The 21807-nt window shown below is 73.0% G+C and carries 22 protein-coding genes; 12 read left to right on the top strand and 10 right to left on the bottom strand.

Annotated elements, in window-relative coordinates; genetic code table 11:
- Nucleotides 1–173: 173 nt before the first annotated feature.
- Both QIS96_RS28640 and QIS96_RS28635 read right to left on the bottom strand, forming a co-directional pair.
- Complete coding sequence (locus tag QIS96_RS28640; protein ID WP_282545678.1) at nucleotides 174–692, bottom strand: hypothetical protein; 519 nt, start codon at nucleotides 690–692, stop codon at nucleotides 174–176.
- Nucleotides 693–705: 13 nt separating this feature from the next.
- Nucleotides 706–1821, bottom strand: a complete 1116-nt coding sequence (locus tag QIS96_RS28635) for a magnesium and cobalt transport protein CorA (protein WP_282545677.1) — start codon at nucleotides 1819–1821, stop codon at nucleotides 706–708.
- Nucleotides 1822–2307: 486 nt separating this feature from the next.
- On the opposite strand from QIS96_RS28635, the gene QIS96_RS28630 reads away from it, so the two are divergent.
- Nucleotides 2308–2895: a suppressor of fused domain protein gene (locus QIS96_RS28630; RefSeq protein WP_282545676.1), complete on the top strand. Its 588-nt coding sequence runs from the start codon at nucleotides 2308–2310 to the stop codon at nucleotides 2893–2895.
- A gap of 18 nt (nucleotides 2896–2913) precedes the next feature.
- On the opposite strand, the gene QIS96_RS28625 is transcribed toward QIS96_RS28630, so the two are convergent.
- Complete coding sequence (locus QIS96_RS28625; RefSeq protein ID WP_282545675.1) at nucleotides 2914–4191, bottom strand: MFS transporter; 1278 nt, start codon at nucleotides 4189–4191, stop codon at nucleotides 2914–2916.
- Between the two features lie 167 nt (nucleotides 4192–4358).
- Between QIS96_RS28625 and QIS96_RS28620 the strand changes: the two genes are divergently transcribed.
- The 3 genes from QIS96_RS28620 (at nucleotide 4359) to QIS96_RS28610 (ending at nucleotide 6730) form a co-directional block, all read left to right on the top strand.
- Nucleotides 4359–5000: a DUF6758 family protein gene (locus QIS96_RS28620; RefSeq protein WP_282545674.1), complete on the top strand. Its 642-nt coding sequence runs from the start codon at nucleotides 4359–4361 to the stop codon at nucleotides 4998–5000.
- Nucleotides 5001–5128: 128 nt separating this feature from the next.
- Complete coding sequence (locus tag QIS96_RS28615; RefSeq protein ID WP_282545673.1) at nucleotides 5129–6001, top strand: PHP domain-containing protein; 873 nt, start codon at nucleotides 5129–5131, stop codon at nucleotides 5999–6001.
- 123 nt (nucleotides 6002–6124) lie between these two features.
- Nucleotides 6125–6730, top strand: a complete 606-nt coding sequence (locus QIS96_RS28610; RefSeq protein WP_282545672.1) for a MarC family protein — start codon at nucleotides 6125–6127, stop codon at nucleotides 6728–6730.
- Nucleotides 6731–6855: 125 nt separating this feature from the next.
- Here QIS96_RS28610 and QIS96_RS28605 read toward each other — a convergent pair whose 3' ends face one another.
- The 3 genes from QIS96_RS28605 to QIS96_RS28595 all read right to left on the bottom strand — a co-directional run bounded on the left by QIS96_RS28605 (nucleotide 6856) and on the right by QIS96_RS28595 (nucleotide 10403).
- Nucleotides 6856–7008 carry a hypothetical protein gene (locus QIS96_RS28605; RefSeq protein WP_282545671.1) on the bottom strand — a complete coding sequence of 51 codons (153 nt, stop codon included), beginning with the start codon at nucleotides 7006–7008 and terminating at the stop codon, nucleotides 6856–6858.
- 310 nt (nucleotides 7009–7318) lie between these two features.
- Complete coding sequence (locus QIS96_RS28600; RefSeq protein ID WP_282545670.1) at nucleotides 7319–8170, bottom strand: alpha/beta fold hydrolase; 852 nt, start codon at nucleotides 8168–8170, stop codon at nucleotides 7319–7321.
- Between the two features lie 127 nt (nucleotides 8171–8297).
- On the bottom strand, nucleotides 8298–10403 hold the full coding sequence (locus tag QIS96_RS28595) for a DEAD/DEAH box helicase (protein WP_408907273.1): 2106 nt from the start codon (nucleotides 10401–10403) through the stop codon (nucleotides 8298–8300).
- 273 nt (nucleotides 10404–10676) lie between these two features.
- Here QIS96_RS28595 and QIS96_RS28590 point away from each other — a divergent pair, with 273 nt between their 5' ends.
- The gene (locus tag QIS96_RS28590; RefSeq protein ID WP_282545669.1) at nucleotides 10677–11426 is read left to right on the top strand and encodes a ferritin-like fold-containing protein; all 750 of its coding nucleotides are present in this window, start codon (nucleotides 10677–10679) and stop codon (nucleotides 11424–11426) included.
- A gap of 224 nt (nucleotides 11427–11650) precedes the next feature.
- Here the strand turns inward: QIS96_RS28590 and QIS96_RS28585 are convergent, their stop codons facing one another.
- The 4 genes from QIS96_RS28585 to QIS96_RS28570 all read right to left on the bottom strand — a co-directional run bounded on the left by QIS96_RS28585 (nucleotide 11651) and on the right by QIS96_RS28570 (nucleotide 13572).
- Entirely contained in the window at nucleotides 11651–11917 is a 267-nt protein-coding gene (locus tag QIS96_RS28585; protein WP_282545668.1) for a hypothetical protein, read from the bottom strand.
- Between the two features lie 184 nt (nucleotides 11918–12101).
- On the bottom strand, nucleotides 12102–12329 hold the full coding sequence (locus tag QIS96_RS28580) for a DUF3107 domain-containing protein (protein ID WP_282545667.1): 228 nt from the start codon (nucleotides 12327–12329) through the stop codon (nucleotides 12102–12104).
- A 122-nt stretch (nucleotides 12330–12451) separates the two neighbouring features.
- Nucleotides 12452–13099, bottom strand: coding sequence for a TetR/AcrR family transcriptional regulator (locus QIS96_RS28575; RefSeq protein ID WP_282545666.1), 648 nt, complete (start codon nucleotides 13097–13099; stop codon nucleotides 12452–12454).
- A gap of 254 nt (nucleotides 13100–13353) precedes the next feature.
- On the bottom strand, nucleotides 13354–13572 hold the full coding sequence (locus tag QIS96_RS28570; protein ID WP_282545665.1) for a hypothetical protein: 219 nt from the start codon (nucleotides 13570–13572) through the stop codon (nucleotides 13354–13356).
- 182 nt (nucleotides 13573–13754) lie between these two features.
- Here QIS96_RS28570 and QIS96_RS28565 point away from each other — a divergent pair, with 182 nt between their 5' ends.
- The 7 genes from QIS96_RS28565 (at nucleotide 13755) to QIS96_RS28535 (ending at nucleotide 21805) form a co-directional block, all read left to right on the top strand.
- Nucleotides 13755–14723 (top strand): alpha/beta fold hydrolase, encoded by a 969-nt coding sequence (locus tag QIS96_RS28565; protein ID WP_282545664.1) that lies wholly within the window; start codon nucleotides 13755–13757, stop codon nucleotides 14721–14723.
- An 8-nt stretch (nucleotides 14724–14731) separates the two neighbouring features.
- Nucleotides 14732–16084: a DUF3152 domain-containing protein gene (locus QIS96_RS28560; protein WP_282545663.1), complete on the top strand. Its 1353-nt coding sequence runs from the start codon at nucleotides 14732–14734 to the stop codon at nucleotides 16082–16084.
- A gap of 191 nt (nucleotides 16085–16275) precedes the next feature.
- Nucleotides 16276–18264: a DUF3492 domain-containing protein gene (locus QIS96_RS28555; protein WP_282545662.1), complete on the top strand. Its 1989-nt coding sequence runs from the start codon at nucleotides 16276–16278 to the stop codon at nucleotides 18262–18264.
- Nucleotides 18261–18470, top strand: a complete 210-nt coding sequence (locus tag QIS96_RS28550) for a hypothetical protein (RefSeq protein WP_282545661.1) — start codon at nucleotides 18261–18263, stop codon at nucleotides 18468–18470. Before QIS96_RS28555 ends, QIS96_RS28550 begins: the two co-directional genes overlap by 4 nt.
- On the top strand, nucleotides 18467–19777 hold the full coding sequence (locus tag QIS96_RS28545; RefSeq protein ID WP_282545660.1) for a hypothetical protein: 1311 nt from the start codon (nucleotides 18467–18469) through the stop codon (nucleotides 19775–19777). The genes QIS96_RS28550 and QIS96_RS28545 overlap by 4 nt, the downstream gene beginning before the upstream one ends.
- 331 nt (nucleotides 19778–20108) lie before the next feature.
- Nucleotides 20109–21065 carry an NAD-dependent epimerase/dehydratase family protein gene (locus QIS96_RS28540; RefSeq protein ID WP_282545659.1) on the top strand — a complete coding sequence of 319 codons (957 nt, stop codon included), beginning with the start codon at nucleotides 20109–20111 and terminating at the stop codon, nucleotides 21063–21065.
- A complete protein-coding gene (locus tag QIS96_RS28535) occupies nucleotides 21053–21805 on the top strand; it encodes a spherulation-specific family 4 protein (RefSeq protein WP_282545658.1) in 753 nt (250 codons plus the stop codon). The genes QIS96_RS28540 and QIS96_RS28535 overlap by 13 nt, the downstream gene beginning before the upstream one ends.
- The last annotated feature ends 2 nt before the right edge of the window (nucleotides 21806–21807 follow it).

The following is a 21807-nucleotide window of genomic DNA, read 5'->3' as shown; positions in this document are numbered from 1 at the left end:
GGCTGGCCCCCGTGCCGACGGCAGCCACGCGGCGGCAGCCGCATATCGGGCACAGCCGGGAAGGGGCGGGGAGGGGATCAAAACCAGCCCGTCCGGCGCTTGAGGACGAGCCCGCAGGGCGATCGACGGCGCCCCAGTCGACGGTGCGGGGACCCCGACGGAACCCCGACCCCCTACTTCCGCCGCCGGAACAGTATCCGTGGCAACGCCCCCGGAATCGGCTCCCGGGTAGTCGCCGGCGTAGGCAACGGCGCCGAGGCCAGGGACCCGTCCGGCATCCCCGTGTCCACGCCCTGGGGCTGCAGCCGCAGCACCCTGCACTCCCGCGCCCACCGCTCCGTCATCGCCTCCGCGTCCGGCGCGTTCAGCCGCTTGCCCTTGAGCTCGGCGACCGCCGCCTCCCACTCGGGTGAGCGCGGCGTCAACTCGACGGCCCGCGCGGTCCAGACGACGAGCCGGCCGCCCTTGTCCTTGCTGCGCACCGTCACCTCGGCCTGCGCCCCGTCGACGATGCCGGGCAGCGGCTGCTCGCCGGGGCCGTCGCCGACGACGTGCGCCGCGCCCTCGTGCCATACGTGCCACAGGGCGCGGGCGGGCTCGGAGCCGCGTACCCAGATCAGGCCGGACTTCTTCGTGGCCTCCTCGGCGAGGGCCTGGTCGAGAAGCGAATCGGCAGACGAATCGGCAGACATGCGTGCAGCTTAGCTACAGCCAGCCGTTGCGCTTGAGGGTGCGGTGGATCGCGAAGCAGACGACGCCGATGGCGGCCATCACCGTCGGGTAGCCGTACTCCCACTTCAGCTCCGGCATGTGCTCGAAGTTCATGCCGTACACCCCGCAGATCATCGTGGGCACGGCGACGATGGCCGCCCACGAGGTGATCTTGCGCATGTCCTCGTTCTGCGCGACGGTCGCCTGCGCGAGGTTGGCCTGCAGGATCGAGTTGAGCAGCTCGTCGAAGCCGACGACCTGTTCCTGCACGCGCGCGAGGTGGTCGGCGACGTCCCGGAAGTACTTCTGGATGTCCGGGTCGACAAGCCGCATCGGCCGCTCGCTGAGCAGCTGCATGGGGCGCAGGAGCGGGGCGGCGGCGCGCTTGAACTCCAGTACCTCGCGCTTGAGTTGGTAGATCCGGCCGGCGTCCGCACCGCGCGGGCTGCCCTTGCCGGACTGTGAGAAGACGTCGATCTCGACCTCGTCGATGTCGTCCTGCACGGCGTCCGCGACCGCGATGTACCCGTCGACGACATGGTCCGCGATGGCGTGCAGCACGGCCGAGGGCCCTTTGGCGAGCAGCTCCGGGTCGTCCTGGAGGCGGTGCCGGAGGTTGCGCAGCGAGCCCTGGCCGCCGTGCCGCACGGTGATGAAGAAGTCCCGCCCGGTGAAGCACATCACCTCGCCGGTCTCGACGACCTCGCTGGTCGCGGTGAGCTCGGCGTGCTCGACGTAGTGGATGGTCTTGAAGACGGTGAACAGGGTGTCGTCGTACCGCTCCAGCTTGGGGCGCTGGTGGGCGTGCACGGCGTCCTCGACGGCCAGCGGGTGCAGCCCGAACTGGGCGGCGATACCGGAGAATTCGGCCTCGGTCGGCTCGTGCAGGCCGATCCACGCGAAGCCGCCGTCCCGGCGCACCTGCCCCATCGCGTCACCGGGGCCGAGCGGCCCCTCGTGCGGCACGCGCCGCCCGTCGCGGTACACGGCGCAGTCCACGACGGCGCTCGCCGCTGCGGCATCGCGAGTCGTCTCGTACGGGCTGCCGGGCGCGGCGTCCTTGCGCAGCTGGGGGCGGACGGCGGCACGGAGGTCACGGATCATCGACATGGCAGGCTCCTTCGCGGCGCGGCCGGCGCGCGGGATGGAACTGCCCGGAATGGGGACGTACGGCTCAAAGGTCACGTCCGCAAAGCGGGCGGCACCGGTCCGACGCGGTGGCGGCCTTCGCTCTGACACAGATCAAGCTCAGATCAAGCGGGGACGAAATGCCCTTCCGGGGAGCGTCCGCCGAGCGCGAGATGAGGTTGCCGTGAACTTCGCGGTTTACCCGGCGTATGCACGGGTACGGAAAGCCTCGGTCGCTGGGCGCTGCTACCTGGCGGAAGAGCGGGTGGTACTGCACGGTCGACTTCGATCCATTTCAGCCCCACCTCCTCCGGCCGGTCCCCCGTGGGGGATGTCCCAACGCCGGGCCTGGGAACGCCGCTTGAGCGGTCGGTCCACGTGCTGCCCTGGCCAGCGGCCAAGACTATCAGCCGACCGAAGTGTCAAGCCGCGGCTTTGCCGGTTCTCTACGAGTTCTATGCTCGCGGCATGGCTGATGTTCTCGCTCTCGTCGAAGCCCGCCTGCGCAGCGCCCTCGGCGAACCGGACGCCCGCGCGGCCGTGACGTTCCTCGGCACGGACCGCATCGAGGTGCTGCGCTTCGTCGACGGCGACATCGTGCGATACGCCACACTCGGCATGGCGGCGGCTCCGATGGCCGACCCGACGGCTGTGGTCGCGGACCAGACCCGCGGCCCGCGCGCCGAGCTGGTCCTGTCGGTACGCGCGGGCGTCGCCGACACCGACAAGGCCCTCAGGCCCCTCGCCGTGCTCGCCGCCTCGCCGCAGGTCGAGGGGCTGATCGTGACCCCGGGCGCCTCGCTCGACGTGGGCGAACCGCTGTGGCCCGGCGCGCAGTTCACCTCGGTCCTGGTCGCCGAGCCGGGCGGCCTGGTCGAGGACCTGGACCTGGACGAGCCGATGGAGCCGGTCCGCTTCCTGCCGCTGCTCCCGATGACGCCCAACGAGGCGGCGTGGAAGCGGGTGCACGGCGGGGCGGCCCTGCAGGAGAAGTGGCTGGCGCACGGAACGGACCTGCGCGATCCGCTGCGCAGGTCCGTCTCCCTGGATGACTGAACTCCCGTACGGGAAGGGCTAGTTGGCGAAGACCGCCACCCCGTCCTCCGTACGGTGCCTGGGTTCGAGCTCCTCGGCCTCGTGCCGCAGCGAGGTGCGCCGCGCCCAGACGATCCCCGCGCCGACGACGGCCGCCACGGCCGCGACCACGAACGGGATGTGGATGTTCGTCCACTCCTCGATCTTCGGCGCGAGGAACGGCGCGGCGGCGGCGGCGAACCAGCGCACGAAGTTGTAGCCGGCGCTGGCCACCGGCCGCGGCGCGTCCGAGACGCCCAGTGCGAGCTCCGTGTAGACGGTGTTGTTGAGGCCGATGAAGGCGCCCGAGACGACCGTGCCGACCACGGCCGCCGTGTGGTTGCCGTATCCGAGCACGAGCAGGTCGACCGCGAGCAGCAGCAGCGAGCCGCCGAGCACCTTGAGCGAGCCGAACCGCTTCTGCAGCCGCGGCGCGACGAGCACCGAGAACACCGCGAGCAGCACGCCCCAGGCGAAGAAGACGGCGCCCGACCGGTACGGCGACATGTTCAGGACGAACGGCGTGAACGCCAGGACCGTGAAGAAGGCGTAGTTGTAGAAGAACGCCGAGGCCGCCGCCGAGGCGAGGCCGCCGTGACCGAGTGCCTTGATCGGGTCGAGCAGTGAGGTCTTGCGCGCGGGCCTCGGCTGCTCCTTCAGGAACGCGGTGATCGCGATGAACCCGATGGCCATCAGGGCGGCGGTGCCGAAGAACGGGTAGCGCCAGCTGGCGTCGCCGAGCAGCGCGCCCACCAGCGGGCCGCAGGCCATGCCGAGGCCGAGCGCCGACTCGTAAAGGAGGATCGCCGCGGAGGAGCCGCCCGCCGCCGCGCCGACGATCACGGCGAGCGAGGTCGACACGAACAGCGCGTTGCCCAGGCCCCAGCCGGCCCGGAAGCCGACGAGCTCGCCGACCGAGCCGGAGGTGCCCGACAGGGCGGCGAAGACCACGACGAGCGCGAGCCCGGCGAGCAGCGTCTTCTTGCCGCCGATCCGGCTCGACACGAAGCCCGTCACCAGCATCGCGACCGCGGTGATCAGGAAGTACGAGGTGAACAGGAGCGAGACCTGACTCGGCGTGGCCTGAAGCCCCTTGGCGATCGACGGCAGGATCGGGTCGACCAGGCCGATGCCCATGAAGGCGACGACGGAGGCGCCGGCCGTGGCCCAGACGGCACCGGGCTGGCGCAGGATGCTCGCCGAGCCTGAGTCCGAGTCCGCGCCCGAGACCTCGTTCAACGGATCGTCCCCTGTCGGGCCGCTGTTGCTGCTTCGCATGCCCTCTCCCTCACTGCTCTCGCCGGGTGCCGGTTGCTTGATGTCTACACACAATAAGTTAGACAGGCTAATAAATGCAAGTTACATCTAAATTTCCCAGGTCGTCCGCACTCCGACGGGTGATCGCTCCTTGACGCGGCGACGGCCGCGGAGGACCGTTGAACGCTATGAGGGGCGAACCCAGTTGCCCGAAGTGCGGTGGCCGGGTCAGGGCTCCCGGTCTCTTCGCCGACACGTGGCAGTGCGACGTGCACGGCGCCGTGCACCCGCTGCAGCCCGTGGTCCCGCCGAGCGTCGAGGCGCTCGGCGTCGTCGTGCACCGCACTCAGGTGCCGGTGTGGATGCCGTGGCCGCTGCCGATCGGCTGGTTGTTCACCGGGGTCGCGTGCGCGGGCGACGACCGCAGCGGCGGGCGGGCCACCGCCGTCGCCTGCTCGGGACCGGGTCCGCTCGGCGGTGTCGGCGAGCTGGTGCTCGTCGCCGAGGAGCTGGGCGTCGGCCTCGGCGCGCGGTACGCGGGCATCGACGGCCCCGACCCCGGCCCGTACCTGAGCGTCGAGAAGCCCCCGCAGGCCAAGGTCCTCGCGGCCGGCCGGCCCACCCCGCTCTGGCACGTCTCGGGCACCCCCGACGACCGCGCCGTCTTCGTCGGCGAGGCCTTCGGCCTGTGGCTGTGGGCCGTCGTCTGGCCCGAGCAGTCGGGCCTGCTCATGTACGACGAGCTGGTCCTGACCGACGTGCGGGAGGCGGGCGCCTCGATGGAGCTCCTGCCCTGCGGCGCCCTCTCGCCGCGCCTGCTCGACAGCTAGGCGGTACGAGGCCGCGCCGCTCGGGACCTCGGCAGTTCGGGAGCTCTCGGGGGCGGTCAGGGGCGGGGGCGGGTCCCGTTATCCTTGAGCGTCCCCCTTTTGTCCCGTCAGAGCCTGGAGTACGCGTCGTGCGCATCGATCTGCACACCCACTCCACCGCGTCCGACGGCACGGACACCCCGGCCGAGTTGGTGCGCAACGCGGCCGCCGCCGGGCTCGACGTGGTCGCGCTCACCGACCACGACACCACCCGCGGCCACGCCGAAGCGGCCGCCGCGCTGCGCGAGCTGCCCACCGCCCTGACGCTGGTCACCGGCGCCGAGCTCTCCTGCCGCCTCGACGGCACCCCGCTGCACATGCTCGCGTACCTCTTCGACCCCGAGGAGCCTGAACTCCTTCGCGAGCGGGAGCTGGTCCGGGACGACCGGGTGCCGCGCGCCCGCGGCATGGTCGGCAAGCTGCAGGAGCTGGGCGTCGACATCACCTGGGAGCAGGTCGCGCGGATCGCCGGGGACGGCTCGGTCGGCCGGCCGCACATCGCGGAGGCGCTCGTCGAGCTCGGCGTCGTGCCGACGGTCTCCGACGCCTTCACGCCCGAGTGGCTGGCCAACGACGGCCGGGCGTACGTGGAGAAGCACGAGCTGGACCCCTTCGAGGCGATCCGGCTCGTCAAGGCCGCGGGCGGCGTCACCGTCTTCGCGCATCCGCTGGCGGTCAAGCGCGGCCAGTGCGTGCCCGAAGCGGCGATCGCGGCCCTCGCCGCCGCCGGTCTCGACGGCATCGAGGCCGACCACATGGACCACGACCAGGCCACCCGCACCCGGCTGCACGGCCTCGCCGCCGACCTCGGCCTGCTCGCCACCGGCTCCAGCGACTACCACGGCAGCCGCAAGACCTGTCTGCTCGGCGAGTTCACCACCGACCCCGAGATCTACGGCGAGATCACTCGCCGTGCGACCGGGGCGTTCCCGGTGCCGGGCGCCGGGGGAGCGCGCGCCTAACTCCCGTACCCCGTCTGTTCTGTCTGTCCGTGGCTTCGCGCCCCGGACTCTCCCGGCGTGGGCGGCGCTCGGTCGCCGTGCCGCGCCCGTCGGTTCCTTTTCGCTGCAAGTGCAAGGCTCACTGTGTTCGACGTCGCCGTCTTCGGATCCCTTTTTCTCACCCTATTTGTGATCATGGACCCGCCCGGGATCACCCCGATCTTCCTCGGGCTCACCGCGGGCCGCCCCGCCAAGATGCAGCGCCGGATGGCGTTCCAGGCGGTGTGCGTGGCCTTCGGCGTGATCGCCCTCTTCGGGGTGGTCGGCCACCAGATCCTCGACTATCTCCATGTGTCCGTGCCCGCGCTGATGATCGCGGGCGGACTGCTGCTCCTGCTCGTCGCGCTCTCCCTGCTCACCGGCAAGACCGACGAGCCGCAGCAGACCAAGGACGTCAACGTCGCCCTCGTACCGCTCGGCATGCCGCTGCTCGCCGGGCCCGGCGCGATCGTCGCGGTGATCCTCGCCGTGCAGGACGCGGACGGGTTCGGTGATCAGCTGTCGGTGTGGAGCGCGATCGTCGCGATGCACGTGGTGCTGTGGCTGGTCATGCGGTACTCGCTGGTGATCATCCGCGTGATCAAGGACGGCGGCGTCGTCCTCGTGACGCGGCTCGCGGGCATGATGCTCTCCGCGATCGCCGTGCAGCAGATCATCAACGGCGTCACGCAGGTGATCCAGGGCTCCTGAGGCCCCTTGGTTTTCTGTGTCTCACTGTGACATCGAAAACCGAGGGCACGCGAAGGCCCCCGTGCGGATCTCGCACGGGGGCCTTCGAAGTCTTGCGGCAGCAGGGCGCCGCAGCGGGTGCGGCGTTACGAAGCCGCGTTGTCGGCCGGACGGATCAGGATGCGCTGGCCGATCGAGGCGGCCTGCTGCACGATCCGGTTGACGGAGGCGGCGTCCACGACGGTGCTGTCCACGGCGGTGCCGTCGACGTCGTCAAGACGCATGATTTCGAAGCGCATAGGGCTTCTCCCTTCGTCTGGTCATCCTCCTGCAGGAGAACTACTTGCGCGAGACGATCACTGTCGCCAGTCTTGTCCCGCTTTGAGGCCGGGCGGTTGCCCGGCCATTACGTGGCGGTTGCACGGCTTCCTCACCGTGCATCCACAGGGTCCAACGACTTGCCCCCTGCAAACATTCCCTACGCTAAAGAAAATTTTCGACGAGCTAAATATTGCAGGTGGCGCAGGGTTTCCTGCGTGGTGACCGTTTGTACTCGCTGCGTGACCGTCCGGGCAATGGGTAGCCCAGGAATGCGTCAACTCGACGGGTTCAGGCCAGCTCGTCCCAGAAGGCGATCAGGGCTTGTGCGGTCTGCTCCGGGCGGTCCGTGTTGGGGGAGTGGTCCGCGCCGTCGACGACCGTCCGGCGGGCCGAGAGGCGCTCGGCCATCGCGTCCAGGAGCGGGACCGGCCAGGTGTCGTCGTACGCCCCGGACAGCACGTGCACGGGCAGGCGCAGCGCCGCCAGCTCGTCCACGCGGTCCGGCTCGATCCTCAACTGCTGGCCCGTAGCGGCGAGTTGGGCCGGGCTGTGGCGCAGCCAGCGGGCGCGCAGGGCGCCGTTGCCGTCGCCGGTGTCGGCCTCCTCCGGCGGTTCGAGCGACTGCATCGCCTCCCACACCTGCGCCATGTCGAGCACGGCGAGCCCGTCCTGCAGCAGCTTCACCCGCTCCTGCTGCGACGGCGAGATCTGCGCGGGCCCCGAGGACATCAACGTCAGGGACGCGAACGGCGCCGGGTCCAGAAGCACGGCCGCCCGCGCGATCTGCCCGCCGAGCGAGTGCCCGAGCAGCTGTACGCGGCCACCGAGCGCCGCCGCCTGCGCCAGTACGTCACGCGCCAACTCGCCCTGGGCGTAAGGCGATCGGTCGTCGGCGGGCCCCTCCGACTCGTACTGCCCGCGACCGTCGACCGCCACCGCGCGATAGCCCGCGGCGGCGATCGGGGCGAGCAGCGCGACGAAGTCCTCCTTGCTGCCGGTGAATCCGGGCAGCAGCATGACCGTGCCCTTCAGCGCGGCGTCCCGCGGCGCGAGGTCGTGCACGGCGAACTCGCCGCGCGCGGTGGCCAGCTGGTACGCCCTGGTGCCGGGCGGGGGCGTGAACGTGGGAGGCCTGCTCATGCGACGAGGCTAACCGCAGTCCCGGCCGGGCGACCGGTCCGGTGCCCACGGAAAACGCGCCGGCCCGGCTCCCCCGAGAGGAGCCGGGCCGACGCGGTGTTGCATCGCGCTGCGCTGTGCCGTGCGATCAGTCCTCGGCGGACTCGGCGGCGGGCTTCGCGGTGCGCGTACGGCGACGACGCGGCTTGGCCTCGGCCTCGGCGGCCTCCGGCGCAGCGGCGGCGACGGGCGCCTCCGCGGCCTTGCGGGTGCGGCGGCGCGGCTTGGCTTCCGCGGCTTCGGCGGTGTCGACCGCGGCCTCGGCTTCGACGGCCTTGCGCGTACGGCGGCGCGGCTTCGCCTCCGGCTCGGCCTGCTCCGGCACGGCCTCCGCGACGACGGCGGCCTCGGCCACCTTGCGCGTACGGCGGCGGCGCGGCTTGGCCTCGGCGGTTTCCGCGGTTTCCGTGCCCTCGGCGGTGTCCACCGCGACCTCGGCCTCGGCGGCCTTGCGGGTACGGCGGCGGCGCGGCTTCGCCTCCGCGGCCTCGGCCTCGGCGGGTGCGGCGCCCTCGGCGGTCGCCACCGCGGCCTCGGCCTGCTCGGTCGGCGCGGCCACGGCCTCGCCGGACGCACCGGCGCGGGTGCGGCGACGGCGGCGCGGGGTGCGCGGCTTGTCCTCCGCCACGGCGTCCGTGGACTCGGCGGGCTCGGCGGCCTCCGTCGCGGGGGCCGCGGCCTCGCCGTCGACCGGGGCGCCGTTGCGGGTGCGGCGGCGCTGACGCGGCGTACGGGTGCGCTTGGGGCGCTCCTCCTCCGCCTCGCGGCGGCCGCTGCGACCGCCGCGGCCACCACGGCCGCCGGTCTCGCCCAGGTCCTCGATCTCCTCGGCGCCGAGGCCCGCACGGGTGCGCTCGGCCCGCGGCAGGACACCCTTGGTGCCCGCGGGGATGCCCAGCTCCTCGTAGAGGTGCGGGGACGTGGAGTACGTCTCGACCGGGTCGTTGAAGCCCAGGTCGAGGGCCTTGTTGATCAGCTGCCAGCGCGGGATGTCGTCCCAGTCGACCAGGGTGATCGCCGTACCCGAGGCGCCCGCGCGGCCGGTGCGGCCGATGCGGTGCAGATACGTCTTTTCATCCTCGGGGGACTGGTAGTTGATGACGTGCGTGACGCCCTCGACGTCGATGCCGCGCGCGGCGACATCGGTGCAGACCAGGACGTCCACCTTGCCGTTGCGGAAGGCGCGCAGCGCCTGCTCGCGGGCGCCCTGGCCGAGGTCGCCGTGGACCGCGCCGGACGCGAAGCCGCGGCGCTCCAGCTGCTCGGCGATGTCGGCGGCCGTGCGCTTCGTACGGCAGAAGATCATCGCGAGCCCGCGGCCGTCGGCCTGCAGGATGCGGGAGACCATCTCCGGCTTGTCCATGGAGTGCGCGCGGTAGACGCGCTGCGTGATGTTCGCGACGGTCGCGCCCTCGTCGTCCGGGGACGTGGCCCGGATGTGGGTGGGCTGCGACATGTAGCGACGGGCCAGGCCGATGACGGCGCCCGGCATCGTCGCGGAGAACAGCATGGTCTGGCGCTTCGCCGGAAGCATGTTGATGATCTTCTCGACGTCGGGCAGGAAGCCCAGGTCGAGCATCTCGTCGGCCTCGTCGAGGACGAGGGCGCGCACGTGCTTCAGGTCGAGCTTCTTCTGGCCCGCGAGGTCGAGCAGTCGGCCCGGGGTGCCGACGACGACGTCGACGCCCTTCTTCAGGGCCTCGACCTGGGGTTCGTAGGCACGGCCGCCGTATATGGCGAGGACGCGGACGTTGCGCACCTTGCCGGCGGTCTGCAGGTCGTTGGTGACCTGCTGGCAGAGCTCACGGGTGGGGACGACGACCAGGGCCTGCGGGGTGTCGGTGAGCTTCTCGGGCTCGGCGCGGCCGGCCTCGACGTCGGCGGGGACGGTGACGCGCTCGAGGAGCGGGAGGCCGAAGCCGAGCGTCTTGCCGGTGCCGGTCTTGGCCTGGCCGATGACGTCGGAGCCGGAGAGCGCTACGGGAAGCGTCTGCTCCTGGATGGGAAAGGGGGACGTGATGCCGACGGCCTCAAGGGCTTCGGCGGTCTCGGGAAGGATCCCGAGCTCTCGGAACGTAGTCAGGGTGCTGCCTCTTCTGTGAGACGCGGCGCGAGGCGAACGCTGGGGGTCGTGACCGAGCCGGGGTTTGCATCCGGCCGCTGAATCGCGAGGCCGGGTGGCATACGGGACCACTGCCGTCGCTCGAGCGTCACGCCGCTGAGGGCCCCTCCTGCGTACGCAACTGAATGCATACGGCCCGGAGGGCTGTCGGGTCGGAGCCGATCGGGCCACCGACCGGGCATCCTCATACGGATGTCCCGCCGATTTGACATGCATACTCGGCGGGCGCATTACCACTGTACCCCGGATACGCGCAGGCGTGTCGGCCGAATTGCTCACACAGAGGCCCCCGCGCGTACTGACCAGGGGCTTCCGTGTTCGTTCCGGCGGGCTATTGTGCGCTGCATGGAGACGCCTGACAACGCCAAGGACGCCGCCGCCGAGACGGCGGCGGAAGCCACCGGAATCGCCGCCCAGGACTGGGCCACGGCCAGCGCCGAGCCGACCTACCGCGCCGCCGTCGTCGACCTGCTCGGCGCTCTCGCGTACGGCGAGCTCGCGGCGTTCGAGCGGCTCGCGGAGGACGCGAAGCTCGCGCCGACGCTCGCCGACAAGGCGGAGCTGGCGAAGATGGCGTCGGCCGAGTTCCACCACTTCGAGCAGCTCAGGGGCCGGCTCGCGGAGATCGGCGCCGAGCCGACCGAGGCCATGGAGCCGTTCGTCGCGGCGCTCGACGGCTTCCACCGCCAGACCGCGCCGTCGGACTGGCTCGAGGGCCTGGTCAAGGCGTACGTCGGGGACTCCATCGCGAGCGACTTCTACCGCGAGGTCGCGGCCCGCCTCGACTCCGACACCCGCAAGCTGGTCCTCGCCGTCCTCGACGACACCGGGCACGCCAGCTTCGCCGTGGAGAAGGTGCGCGCGGCCATCGAGGCCGACCGGCGCGTGGGCGGACGCCTTGCGCTGTGGGCGCGACGGCTGATGGGCGAGGCGCTCTCGCAGTCGCAGCGGGTGGTCGCGGACCGGGACGCGCTGTCGACGATGCTGGTGGGCGGCGTCGCCGACGGGTTCGACCTCGCCGAGGTGGGGCGGATGTTCTCCCGGATCACCGAGGCGCACACGAAGCGGATGGCTGCGTTGGGGCTGGCGGCGTAAGTGCTCGTACGGGGCGATCGGCGCTGTCGACTCGGTCACCGTCGATCGCCCTGCGGGCTCGTCCTCAAACGCCGGACGGGCTGGTTTTGATCCCCTCCCCGCCCCTTCCCGGCTGTGTCCGATATGCGGCTGCCGCCGCGTGGCAGCCGTCGGCTGCGGGGGCTCTGCCCCCGGACCCCCTCCCCCAAGCTCTCGGCTTCGCTCGAGCAGGGGGGACCCCCATCTCAAACGCCGGAGGGGCTGATTTTCCGGCTCTGCGGGCGGAGCAGCAGGGACAGCAGGGCCGTGCCGAGGACCGTCGCGCCGAAGAGCGTCGCGAGTTCGTGGCCGGAACCGAGCGCCGAGTGCGTGATGAACGCGCCGAGCAGCGCGCTCGCGACGCCGGTGGCGAAGACGAGGTTCCGTGCCGGGAGCCGGTGGGCAAGCCGGTGGTCGGCGGCCCAAGCCAGGGCCAGACCGAGCAGTACGGAGCCGAGCGTCTCCAAGATCATGTGTCCTCCCACGCCGGCCGGGTGCCTTCGGTCGTAGCCCGTCTTACCCGAGGTGGCCGGAATGCAATCCTCCCCATCCGGCGGGAGGGATCGGGAGGGATTCGGAGACACAGCGAAGGGCGCGGGCCGGTGGGTGTTCCACCGGGCCGCGCCCTTCACCTGCTTCTTGTGCTTGCTCGCGTGCTCAGAGAGCGCTGAAGCCCACCTTGCGCGCGGTCGGCTCGCCGAGCTCGACGTATGCGAGCCGGTCCGCCGGAACCAGGACCTTGCGGCCGTGGTCGTCCACGAGAGTGAGGAGCTCGGTCTTGCCGCTCAGCGCCTCGGCCACCGCCTTCTCGACTTCCTCGGGCGTCTGGGCGCTCTCCAGAACGATCTCGCGGGGCGCGTACTGCACGCCGATCTTGACCTCCACGGCTTTGTCCCTCCGACGGTCAGTGATGTGCGCGGCCGTCCGCGCCGTACTCCGCACACATTAGCCCGGTGAGGGGACCGGCGAGCCGTGCCGCTGCACGCTCGCAGCGAACACGCCTCGGGTCAGGCCTGCGGGCCCTCGGTGCCGTGCAGCGGGAAGCCCGCGATGCCGCGCCAGGCGAGCGAGGTGAGCAGGGACACCGCCTTGTCGCGGTCGACCTTGCTGTCGCTGGAGAGCCAGTAGCGCGCGACCACCTGCGAGAGGCCGCCGAGGCCGACGCCGAGGAGCATCGCCTCGTCCTTGGGCAGCCCGGTGTCCTCGGCGATCACCTCGCCGAACGCCTCCGCGCACTCCAGGGTGACCTTCTCGACGCGCTCGCGGACCGCGGGCTCGTTCGTCAGGTCGGACTCGAAGACCAGGCGGAACGCGCCGCCCTCGTCCTGCACGTAGCTGAAGTACGCGTCCATCGTCGCGGCGACCCGGAGCTTGTTGTCCGTCGTGGACGCGAGGGCCGTGCGGATGGACTGCAGCAGGGCGTCGCAGTGCTGGTCGAGCAGTGCGAGGTAGAGGTCGAGCTTGCCCGGGAAGTGCTGGTAGAGCACCGGCTTGCTGACGCCGGCCCGCTCCGCGATGTCGTCCATGGCCGCCGAGTGGTAGCCCTGCGCGACGAAGACCTCCTGGGCGGCGCCGAGGAGTTGGTTGCGACGGGCCCGGCGCGGCAGGCGCGTGCCCCGCGGGCGCGCCGCATCTGTCTGCTCGATGGCTGTCACGCCGCCTCCCATGTCATTGAGCACGGCCTTGACGCATCCAAGGGCCGTTCCGTGTGCGGTGTGCTGCCGCGCCGCCATCGTACTTTTCGGTAACCGTCGTGTGCGCGGTGCGGACCGAGAATTTCACGGAGCGGACAGGGAACAAGGCCGGTCTTGGGGCGAGAAAGGGTGATATCCCGGGCGGCCGTGCAGGGCGCGGACCACCCGCGCGACGCCGGCGCCGCGCGCCCGGTGGTGGCCGAGGTCGGCGCAGGTCAGCGGTAGTCGTCCTCGTCCAGGTCGACGACGCGGGCCTGTTCCGCGGCGTCCGCCGGGTTCGCGGTGGAGGGGTCGTAGTGGGGGAGCGGTTCGGCGCGTTCCTGGCGCAGGTCGGTGTGCTGCTCGGCGGCGTCCGCTTCCGGGGTCTCCTCGTCGAGGTCAGCCTCGGGCTCTTCTGGATCGAAGGTCTCGGGGTCGCTCGGGTCGACAGTCATGCTGGCTCCCCTTTCCGGCGCGGGCGCCCTCCACACGAGGGAGTGTCCCGCTCTCTCTAAGAGCCTAGGAGAGTCCCTTTCGTGGCGCTATGCGGTCGTGCGGTCGGCGTGCGGCGGTCGCCGGTCAGCCCTGTGACGGCGAACACGTGATCCAACACGTGATCGTCTCGTAACATTGCCCCATGTCGTCGACCGAGCTGCCGGGAGCCCTCGCCGCCGCGGTGACCCCCGCGACGCTGCCCGTGCGGATCGCCGAGGGGGAGCGGCTGCATGCGGTGACCCTGCCGGGGCTCACGCTGTCCGTCCGCTCCAGGCCGGGGGCGACGGAGGGCCTGCCGCCCGCGCTGTACGTCCACGGGCTCGGCGGCTCCTCGCAGAACTGGTCGGACCTGATGCCGCTGCTCGCGGACGTCGTGGACGGCGAGGCGGTCGACCTGCCGGGCTTCGGGGAGTCCCCGCCGCCCGACGACGGCAACTACTCCGTGACCGGGCACGCGCGCGCGGTCATCCGCCTGCTCGACGGCTCCGGGCGCGGGCCCGTGCACCTCTTCGGCAACTCCATGGGCGGGGCCGTCGCCACCCGCGTCGCGGCCGTGCGGCCCGATCTGGTGCGGACGCTGACGCTGGTCTCGCCCGCCCTGCCCGAGCTGCGCGTGCAGCGCACGGCGGTGCCCACCGGGCTGCTCGCGGTGCCCGGCGTCGTCCAGCTCTTCGCGCGCCTCACCCGGGACTGGACGCCCGAGCAGCGCACCCGCGGCGTCCTCGGGCTCTGCTACGGCGACCCGTCGCGGGTCAGCCCCGAGGGCTTCGCGAACGCGGTGCACGAGATGGAGCGCAGGCTTCAACTCCCTTACTTCTGGGACGCGATGGCGCGCTCGGCCCGTGGCATCGTGGACGCGTACACGCTCGGCGGGCAGCACGGTCTGTGGCGGCAGGCGGAGCGGGTTCTCGCACCGACTCTCCTCGTCTACGGTGGGAGGGACCAGCTGGTGGGGTACCGCATGGCGCAGAAGGCGGCGCGGGCCTTCAGGGACTCGCGGCTGCTGACCCTGCCGGAGGCGGGGCACGTGGCGATGATGGAGTACCCGGACACGGTGGCCGCGGCCTTCCGTGAACTGCTCGCGGAACACGACACGACTTCGGGGAGCTGAGAGGGCGCGTGGGACGGCACTCGCGGCGCGGCGGCGCCGAGCAGTCCGACACGGGGGCCATACCCGTCGCGCAGCCCGCGGCGAACCCTGGTCCCGGCCGCCGTCGGCGCTCCGCGCAGCCGCAGGAGCAGGCCCGCCCCCAGGCCCAGACCGCTGCCCAGAGCGCTGCCCAGGCCCCTGCCCGGACTCAGGCTCGGCCTCAGGCCCAGGCCGTTCGTGGGCGGGGCGCGCGCCCCGTGTCCGAAGCGCCGCGCCCGCATCCCGAGCACCGCGAACAGGGCGGCGCCTGGGGCGAGTCGGGCACTCCGGGGTACGTCTCGCCGAACCCTGCCGTCACCGGCGCGCAGCCTCGCGTACCGGGACCGCGGCGGGAGTACGTCGCGGCGTTCGACGGGCTCGACCCGCACGACGGCCCCGACTCCGACGACGTGTTCGCCGCCGGTGCCCCGCGCAGGCGGCCCGCGGGCCCCGGCGACCCGTACGACGCGGTCACCGACCGGGACCACGAGGCCGCCGACGGCCCCGACGGCGGACAGCCGGACGCCGTACGGGAGAAGAGCGGCAAGGCGCGCACCGTCACCGGGATCGCCGCGGCCGCCGTGACCACCGTGCTCGCCGTGCTCGTCGCCGTGCAGCTCACCGGCGGGGACGGCGACGCGCGCCCCGGGGCAGTCGACGCCGGCGAGGTGCGCGAGCAGGCCGAGGTCGAGGCCTCGGCGTCCCGCGACGCCGAGCGCCCGCCGCCGTCCGAGCCGAAGCCTCAGACGTACGAGCAGAAGATGGGCGAGAAGTACCCGCTGGCGGCCGATCTGGAGGCGAGCGGGGAGTTCGAGGCCATCGGTGGCTTCGAGAAGGCGCCGGGGCCCGGCCAGAAGTTCCGGTACCGCGTGGACGTCGAGAAGGGGCTCGGCCTCGACGGGAAGCTGTTCGCGCAGGCCGTGCAGAAGACCCTGAACGACGAACGGAGTTGGGCGCACGGCGGCGGGCGGACCTTCGAGCGGATATCCAGCGGCAAGCCCGACTTCGTGATCACGCTCGCCAGTCCGGGCACGACCGGCGTGTGGTGCGCCAAGTCCGGCCTCGACACCACCGTGGACAACGTCTCCTGCGACTCCGCCGCCACCGAGCGCGTCATGGTCAACGCCTACCGCTGGGCGCAGGGCGCGAAGACGTACGGCGACGCCATTCATCCGTACCGGCAGATGCTCATCAACCACGAAGTGGGCCACCGGCTCGGCTTCAACCATGTGATGTGCAGCAAGGACGGGGCGCTCGCGCCGGTCATGCAGCAGCAGACCAAGTTCCTGGAGTACGACGGCGTCAAGTGCCGCCCCAACGCCTGGGCCTTCCCCGGGAATTGACGCTCCGTAAGCGAATCGCGGCGTAGCGCAACAGAACGCTACTCGCGCGCGAAAGTTACGACCGTTCACCCCTTTTGGTGGCGCGGCGGACGACTGTCCATCGTGTCGCCGCCGTCCCCGCGTACGTTCGTCCCGCTGCAGGGCCGACCGAGCAACGGCGGCCCCCCACAAGGGAGATCGGGGGTGTACTCGTGCGCATCGGACTGCTCACGGAGGGTGGCTACCCGTATGTGACCGGTGAGGCCAGGCTCTGGTGCGACCGGCTCGTGCGCGGGCTCGAGCAGCACGTCTTCGACGTCTTCGCCCTCGCCCGCAGCGCTCATCAGGAGCAGCAGGGCTGGATCGAACTCCCGCCCCAGGTCGACCGGGTGCGCACCGCGCCGCTGTGGAGTGCCGACGACGCCGGGGGCGGCCACGCCTTCCTCGGCGACGGTGTCACCTACGGCCGCCGGCAGCGCCGCCGCTTCGCCGCGCACTACGGCGAGCTGGCCGCCGCGATCTGCACGGGCGGTGCGGGCGGTGCGGCTGGTGCGGGCGCGGGTGGTGTGGGTGCCGCTGAGGGGGCGGCCTCGGTCTCGGTGGAAGTGGCGGACCGTTTCGCCAGCGCAATTTACGGGCTCGCCGAACTCGCCCGCGACGAGGGCGGACTCGCCGTCGCGCTGCGCTCCGAGACCGCCGTACGCGCCCTGGAGCGCGCCTGCCGCGCCCCCGGCGCGACGCGCGCCGCCCACGAGGCCCGCGTGCCCGATCTCCTCGCCGTGGCCGCGCAGTTGGAGCAGGCGCTGCGGCCGCTCTCCCTCGACTGGTACGAGGACGAGGAGGGCGGGCTCGGCTCCGTCGATCTTTGCCACGCCGCCTCCGGTGGCTGCGCCGCACTGCCCGGTCTGCTCGCCCAGCACTTCTTCGGGGTGCCGCTGCTCGTCACCGAGTACGGCGTGCAGCTGCGCGCGCACTACCTCGCGGGCGCCGCCGAGCAGGGGGGCGCTCCCGCGCGTGCGCTCGTCGCCGCCTTCCACGGGCGCCTCGCCGCCGAGGTGTACCGGCAGGCCGCGCTCATCACGCCGGGCAACACGCACGCCCGCCGCTGGCAGGAGAAGTGCGGCGCCGAGCGGGCCAAGCTGCGCACCGTCTACCCGGGCATGGCCGCCGGCCGGTTCGCGGAGGTCGGCGAGGCAGGGGCGGACCAGGCGGACCCGGACACGCTGATGTGGGTCGGCCGGATCGAGCCCGCGAAGGACCTGGTCGGTCTGCTGCACGCGTTCGCCGAGGTGCGCAAGGAGGAGCCGAAGGCCCGGCTGCGGATCGTCGGCGTACCGGCGCACGGGGAGGAGGGCGAGACCTATCTCGCGCACTGCCGCGCCCTTGCCGCTCAGCTCTTCCCGGACGAGGCGGACGGCGTGCACGCGGTGGGCGACAACCCCGTCTCCTTCGAGGAGTTGGGCGGCCCCGAGGCGCCCGAGCTGGCGGACGCGTACGGGGAGGGCAGCGTCGTCGTCCTCTCCAGCGTCGTCGAGGGCTTCCCGATCAGCCTCGTCGAGGCGATGTTCTGCGGGCGCGCGACCGTGTCCACCGACACCGGCGCGGTCGTCGAGGTCATCGGCGGTACGGGGCTCGTGGTCCCGCCGCGCAACCCGAAGGCGCTCGCCGACGCGTGCGTGGCACTCCTTCGCGACCCCGAGCGCCGCGAGCGCCTGGGCGCGGCCGCCCGCGCGCGGGCGCTCGAACTCTTCACCGTGGAGCAGAACATCGCCGCGTTCCAGGCGCTCTACCTGGAGATCGTCTCCCACTGCCCGGTACGCCGGGACGTCCTGGACGCGGACGGCGACCCGCTGCCCTTCGCGAATCCCGCGGAGACGCACGTGGCGGGCCGCTGGTCCACCGCGCCCGGCACGGACGGCGAAGCCGGGCCGCAGTTCGGCCAGTGGCTCGCCGCGCGCAAGGGGGCGCGGGGCGGGCCGAGTTGGGCGGCGGAGGGGCGTGGGGCCGGTGAGCCCGGCGGGCTCGGCGGGTCCGGAGACTCCGGTGGGTCCGGAGACTCTGGTGGGCCAGGGGGGCTCGGCTCGGGTGGCGTGGACGGTGGGGCCGGCGGGCTCGGCTCGGGTGGCGTGCCTCCCGCGTCCGCCGGTGCGCCCGTCGGCGCGGTGGCCGCCGCGGCAGCGGTGAGCGAGGGGGAGGCATGAGCGACATCCGTACGGGCGTGAGCGATGCGCCGGTCACGCCGAGGAGCCCCGGGAGCTGGGACGCGCGCTCCGCCGCGGCGCTGGCCGCACCGGTCCCCGCGCCCGCGCGCATCCCGGAGCCCGTGCGCTGGCCCGAGCCCGCAGGCGCTGCCGTGCGCCGGCCGGAGCCCTTCGGCGCTGCCGCGAGCAGTGAGGGGGAGGCATGAGCAAGTCCCGTACGGGTGTGGGTGATGCGCCGGTGATCGAGCCGGAGAGCGCGCCCCCGAGCGAGGTCGGAACCACGGCCGCCGCCACCCCGGAACCCACTCCGGAACCCACTCCGGCACCCACTCCGGCGCCTGGCCTCGCGCCCGGCCCCGAGCCCGCGCCCGAGCCCGCGCCCGCGCCCGCGCCCGAGTCCGCACCCGCGCCCGCGTCCGAGCCCGCGCCTCAGCGGAGGGTCGCGAGGCGCGGTGCCGTGGACCCCGTCAAGGCGCTGATCCACCGTCACCGCGAGCTCTGCGAACGCGCCGTCGACCCGCTGGAGATCGCCGCGGGCCTCGAAGCGCACGGCGTCACCGACCGGACCGCCGCCCGCTACCGGCACCGGGACGTGTTCTCGCTCGCCGAGGAGATGTACGCCCGCGTGCCGCGCGACGAACGGCCCGCCGCCGTCCGCGCGGCCCCCGAAGCCGGGCCCGCCCTCGGCCGCCCGCCCCGCGCCCACGCCCTGCTCGCGCTGCTGCCCCCGGCCGTGGGCGCCGCGACCGTCGCCGCGTACCAACTCACGCACGGGCGCGACCGGTTGATCGCCCTCGCCGTCGGCGTGCTGGCGCTCGCCGTCGCGCTGCGGATCGCCCTGCGCCGTGGTCCGCTGCGCGCCCGCAGCGGTGCGGTGCCGGGCACGCGCGCGTGGAGCCTGTTTCTGCTCCTGTACGCCCTTGTCGGCGACGGGTTCCTGCGCGCCGCCCTGGCCGGCGGGCCCGACGCGCCCTGGCCGCTGGACACCGCCGCGCTGCTCGGCCTCGCCCTCGCGTACGCGCCCGCCGTCTGGTGCGCCCGGATCTTCGCCGTGGGCGCGCAGCGGCGGCTCGGCCAGAGCCGCGGCCTGGAGGAGTTCGCGGCCGGGGCGCGCCCGCTGCTCCTCGCTGTCGTCGCCCTGCAAGCCGGGGCCGCCTTCGGCCTGCTCGTCCTCGCCGGACGGCTCCTCGGCCGGGCCGAACCGCCTTACGGGGCGGCGCTGTTGGCGGTACTGCTGCTGCTCGCCCGGATGCTCACTTCGTACGGCTTCCGGGTCGTGCCCGGCGTAGTGCTGGGCGGGGTCTGCTTGCTCGAAGGGTTCGCCGTCGCCGCAGTGCTCGGGGCGCGGCTGCCCGGCTGCTGGTGGCTGGCGCTGCCCGTCGAAACGGTGGGCGCGGGCGCCGTCCCCGTACTCGCCTGCGGCGCCGGGACCCTCGTCCTGCTCGTCGCCGCCACCCGCCGCCTGACCCGAGCCTCCGCCCACGCGCCCACGGCACCGGGAGCCCACCGGTGACCCGCGCCTCGACGAGCAGGCCTCGCACCTGGGTGACGGGCCACGGGAGGTTGGCCGGGGGCACCTGTTCCTACGGCGCTGTTCAGGAAGTCCGCCCCTCAGCCTCAGCCTCTGCCTCTGCCTCTGCCTCTGTCGGGGCGGGGCCGGAGCCCTCTGTCTCTGTCGGGGCGGCCTCCCGGTGGCCCCCGGCGATCCGTACCGCCGCCCCCTCGACCAGCCCACCCCCCTCCCGCGTGACCGACCCCGCGGGCCTCCACTGTGCGCAACACCCTGAAGGAGAAAGCCAGATGACCACCCTCGCTCACCGAGCTTCCGTCCCTGGGGGCGCCCGATGAGGGTGTTGCTCCTCGGAGCCAACGGATTCCTCGGCCGCTACGTCGCCGACCGGCTGCTCGCCGACCCCGCCGTCCAGCTCACCGCGCTCGGTCGCGGCGACGACGCGGACGTGCGCTTCGACCTCGCCAGCGGCAGTCCGGGCGCGCTCGCCCGGTTCCTGGACGCGGTGCACCCCGGCGTCGTGGTGAACTGCGCGGGCGCCACCCGCGGCGGGGCCCGCGAGCTCACCCGGCACAACACCGTGGCCGTCGCCACCGTCTGCGAGGCGCTGCGCCGCAGCGGCTGCGGGGCGCGGCTCGTGCAGCTGGGCTGCGCCGCCGAGTACGGGCCGAGCCAGCCCGGATCGTCCACCGCCGAGGACGCCGCGCCCCGGCCGGGCGGCCCGTACGGCGTGAGCAAGCTCGCCGCGACCGAGCTGGTCCTCGGGTCCGGGCTCGACGCCGTCGTCCTGCGGGTGTTCTCGCCCGCCGGGCCCGGCACCCCGCCCGCCACCCCGCTCGGCCGGCTCGCCGAGGCCATGCGGCGCGCCATGCAGGCGGGCGACGGCGAGCTGAAGCTGGCCGGGCTCGGCGTGCAGCGGGACTTCGTCGACGTACGCGATGTGGCGCGGGCCGTGCACGCCGCGTCCCTGTCGGCGGCGCAGGGCGTCGTCAACATCGGCTCGGGCCGGGCCGTACGGCTTCGGGACGCGGCCGCCGTGCTCGCCCGGGTCGCCGGATACGGCGGCGCCCTGCACGAGCTGGACGCCGGGCCCACCGGCCGCCCGACCATCGGGCACCCCCGCCCCGACGCGGACCACGCGATCCCGGCCGTCTACCCGTACCCGGACGGCTGCGGCAGCTGGCAGCAGGCCGATGTGCGCACCGCGCGCGACCGGCTCGGCTGGCGGCCCCGGATCAACCTCGAAGAGTCACTCGCCGACATCTGGATGGAGGCGGCATGCCGCATCTGATCGACCGGACGGGTCCCGCGCACGCCCTCGCAGGCTCCACCATGGGCCTGGGCGTGCCCGGCTACGCGCACCCGCTGCTCGCGCCCGTCGAGTGGGCCGAGCTCAACCGCCCCGACACCCCGCTGCACTGGGTCGTCCTGAACGTCGCCAACGGTCCGGGCGACCGACCCGACCCGCACTGCCTGGAGGCCGCGGGCCGTCTCAGCAACGCGGGCGTACGGGTCCTCGGACACCTCGACCTGTGCCACGGCACCCGCGACTTCGGCGAACTGGTCTCGGACGCGCACCGCTACCTCGACTGGTACCGGATCGACGGCTTCCTGCTGCACCGTGCCCCGGGCGAGCGCGCCGCCCTGCCCGAGACCCGGCGCGTCGCGGGCACCCTCAGGGCGCTGCTGCCCGAGGCGCACCTGGTGTTCGGGCACGGCACGCACCCGTATCCGGGGTACGCGGAGGAGGCCGACCAGCTGGTCACCTTCTCCGGACAGTGGTCGGACTACCGCTGGTCGCAGGTGGCCGAGTGGACCGCCGAGTACCCGCCCGAGCGGTTCTGCCACCTGGTGCACGGCGTGCCCGGCGGCCACCTGGAGGAGGCGCTGCGGGTGGCCCGCTGGCAGGGCGCGGGCACGATCTGGTTCACGGACCGCACCGACCGGCACGGAACGGTCGACCCCTTCGGGGCGCTGCCCGGGTACTGGGACGAAATCGTCTCGCGTATCGGACGCTCAGTCTCGGAATGAAG

The organism is Streptomyces cavernicola, assembly GCF_029968035.1.
Classification (GTDB): domain Bacteria; phylum Actinomycetota; class Actinomycetes; order Streptomycetales; family Streptomycetaceae; genus Streptomyces; species Streptomyces cavernicola.
Note: the sequence above shows the minus strand (reverse complement) of the source record. Positions and strands in the feature narration are given on the sequence as shown.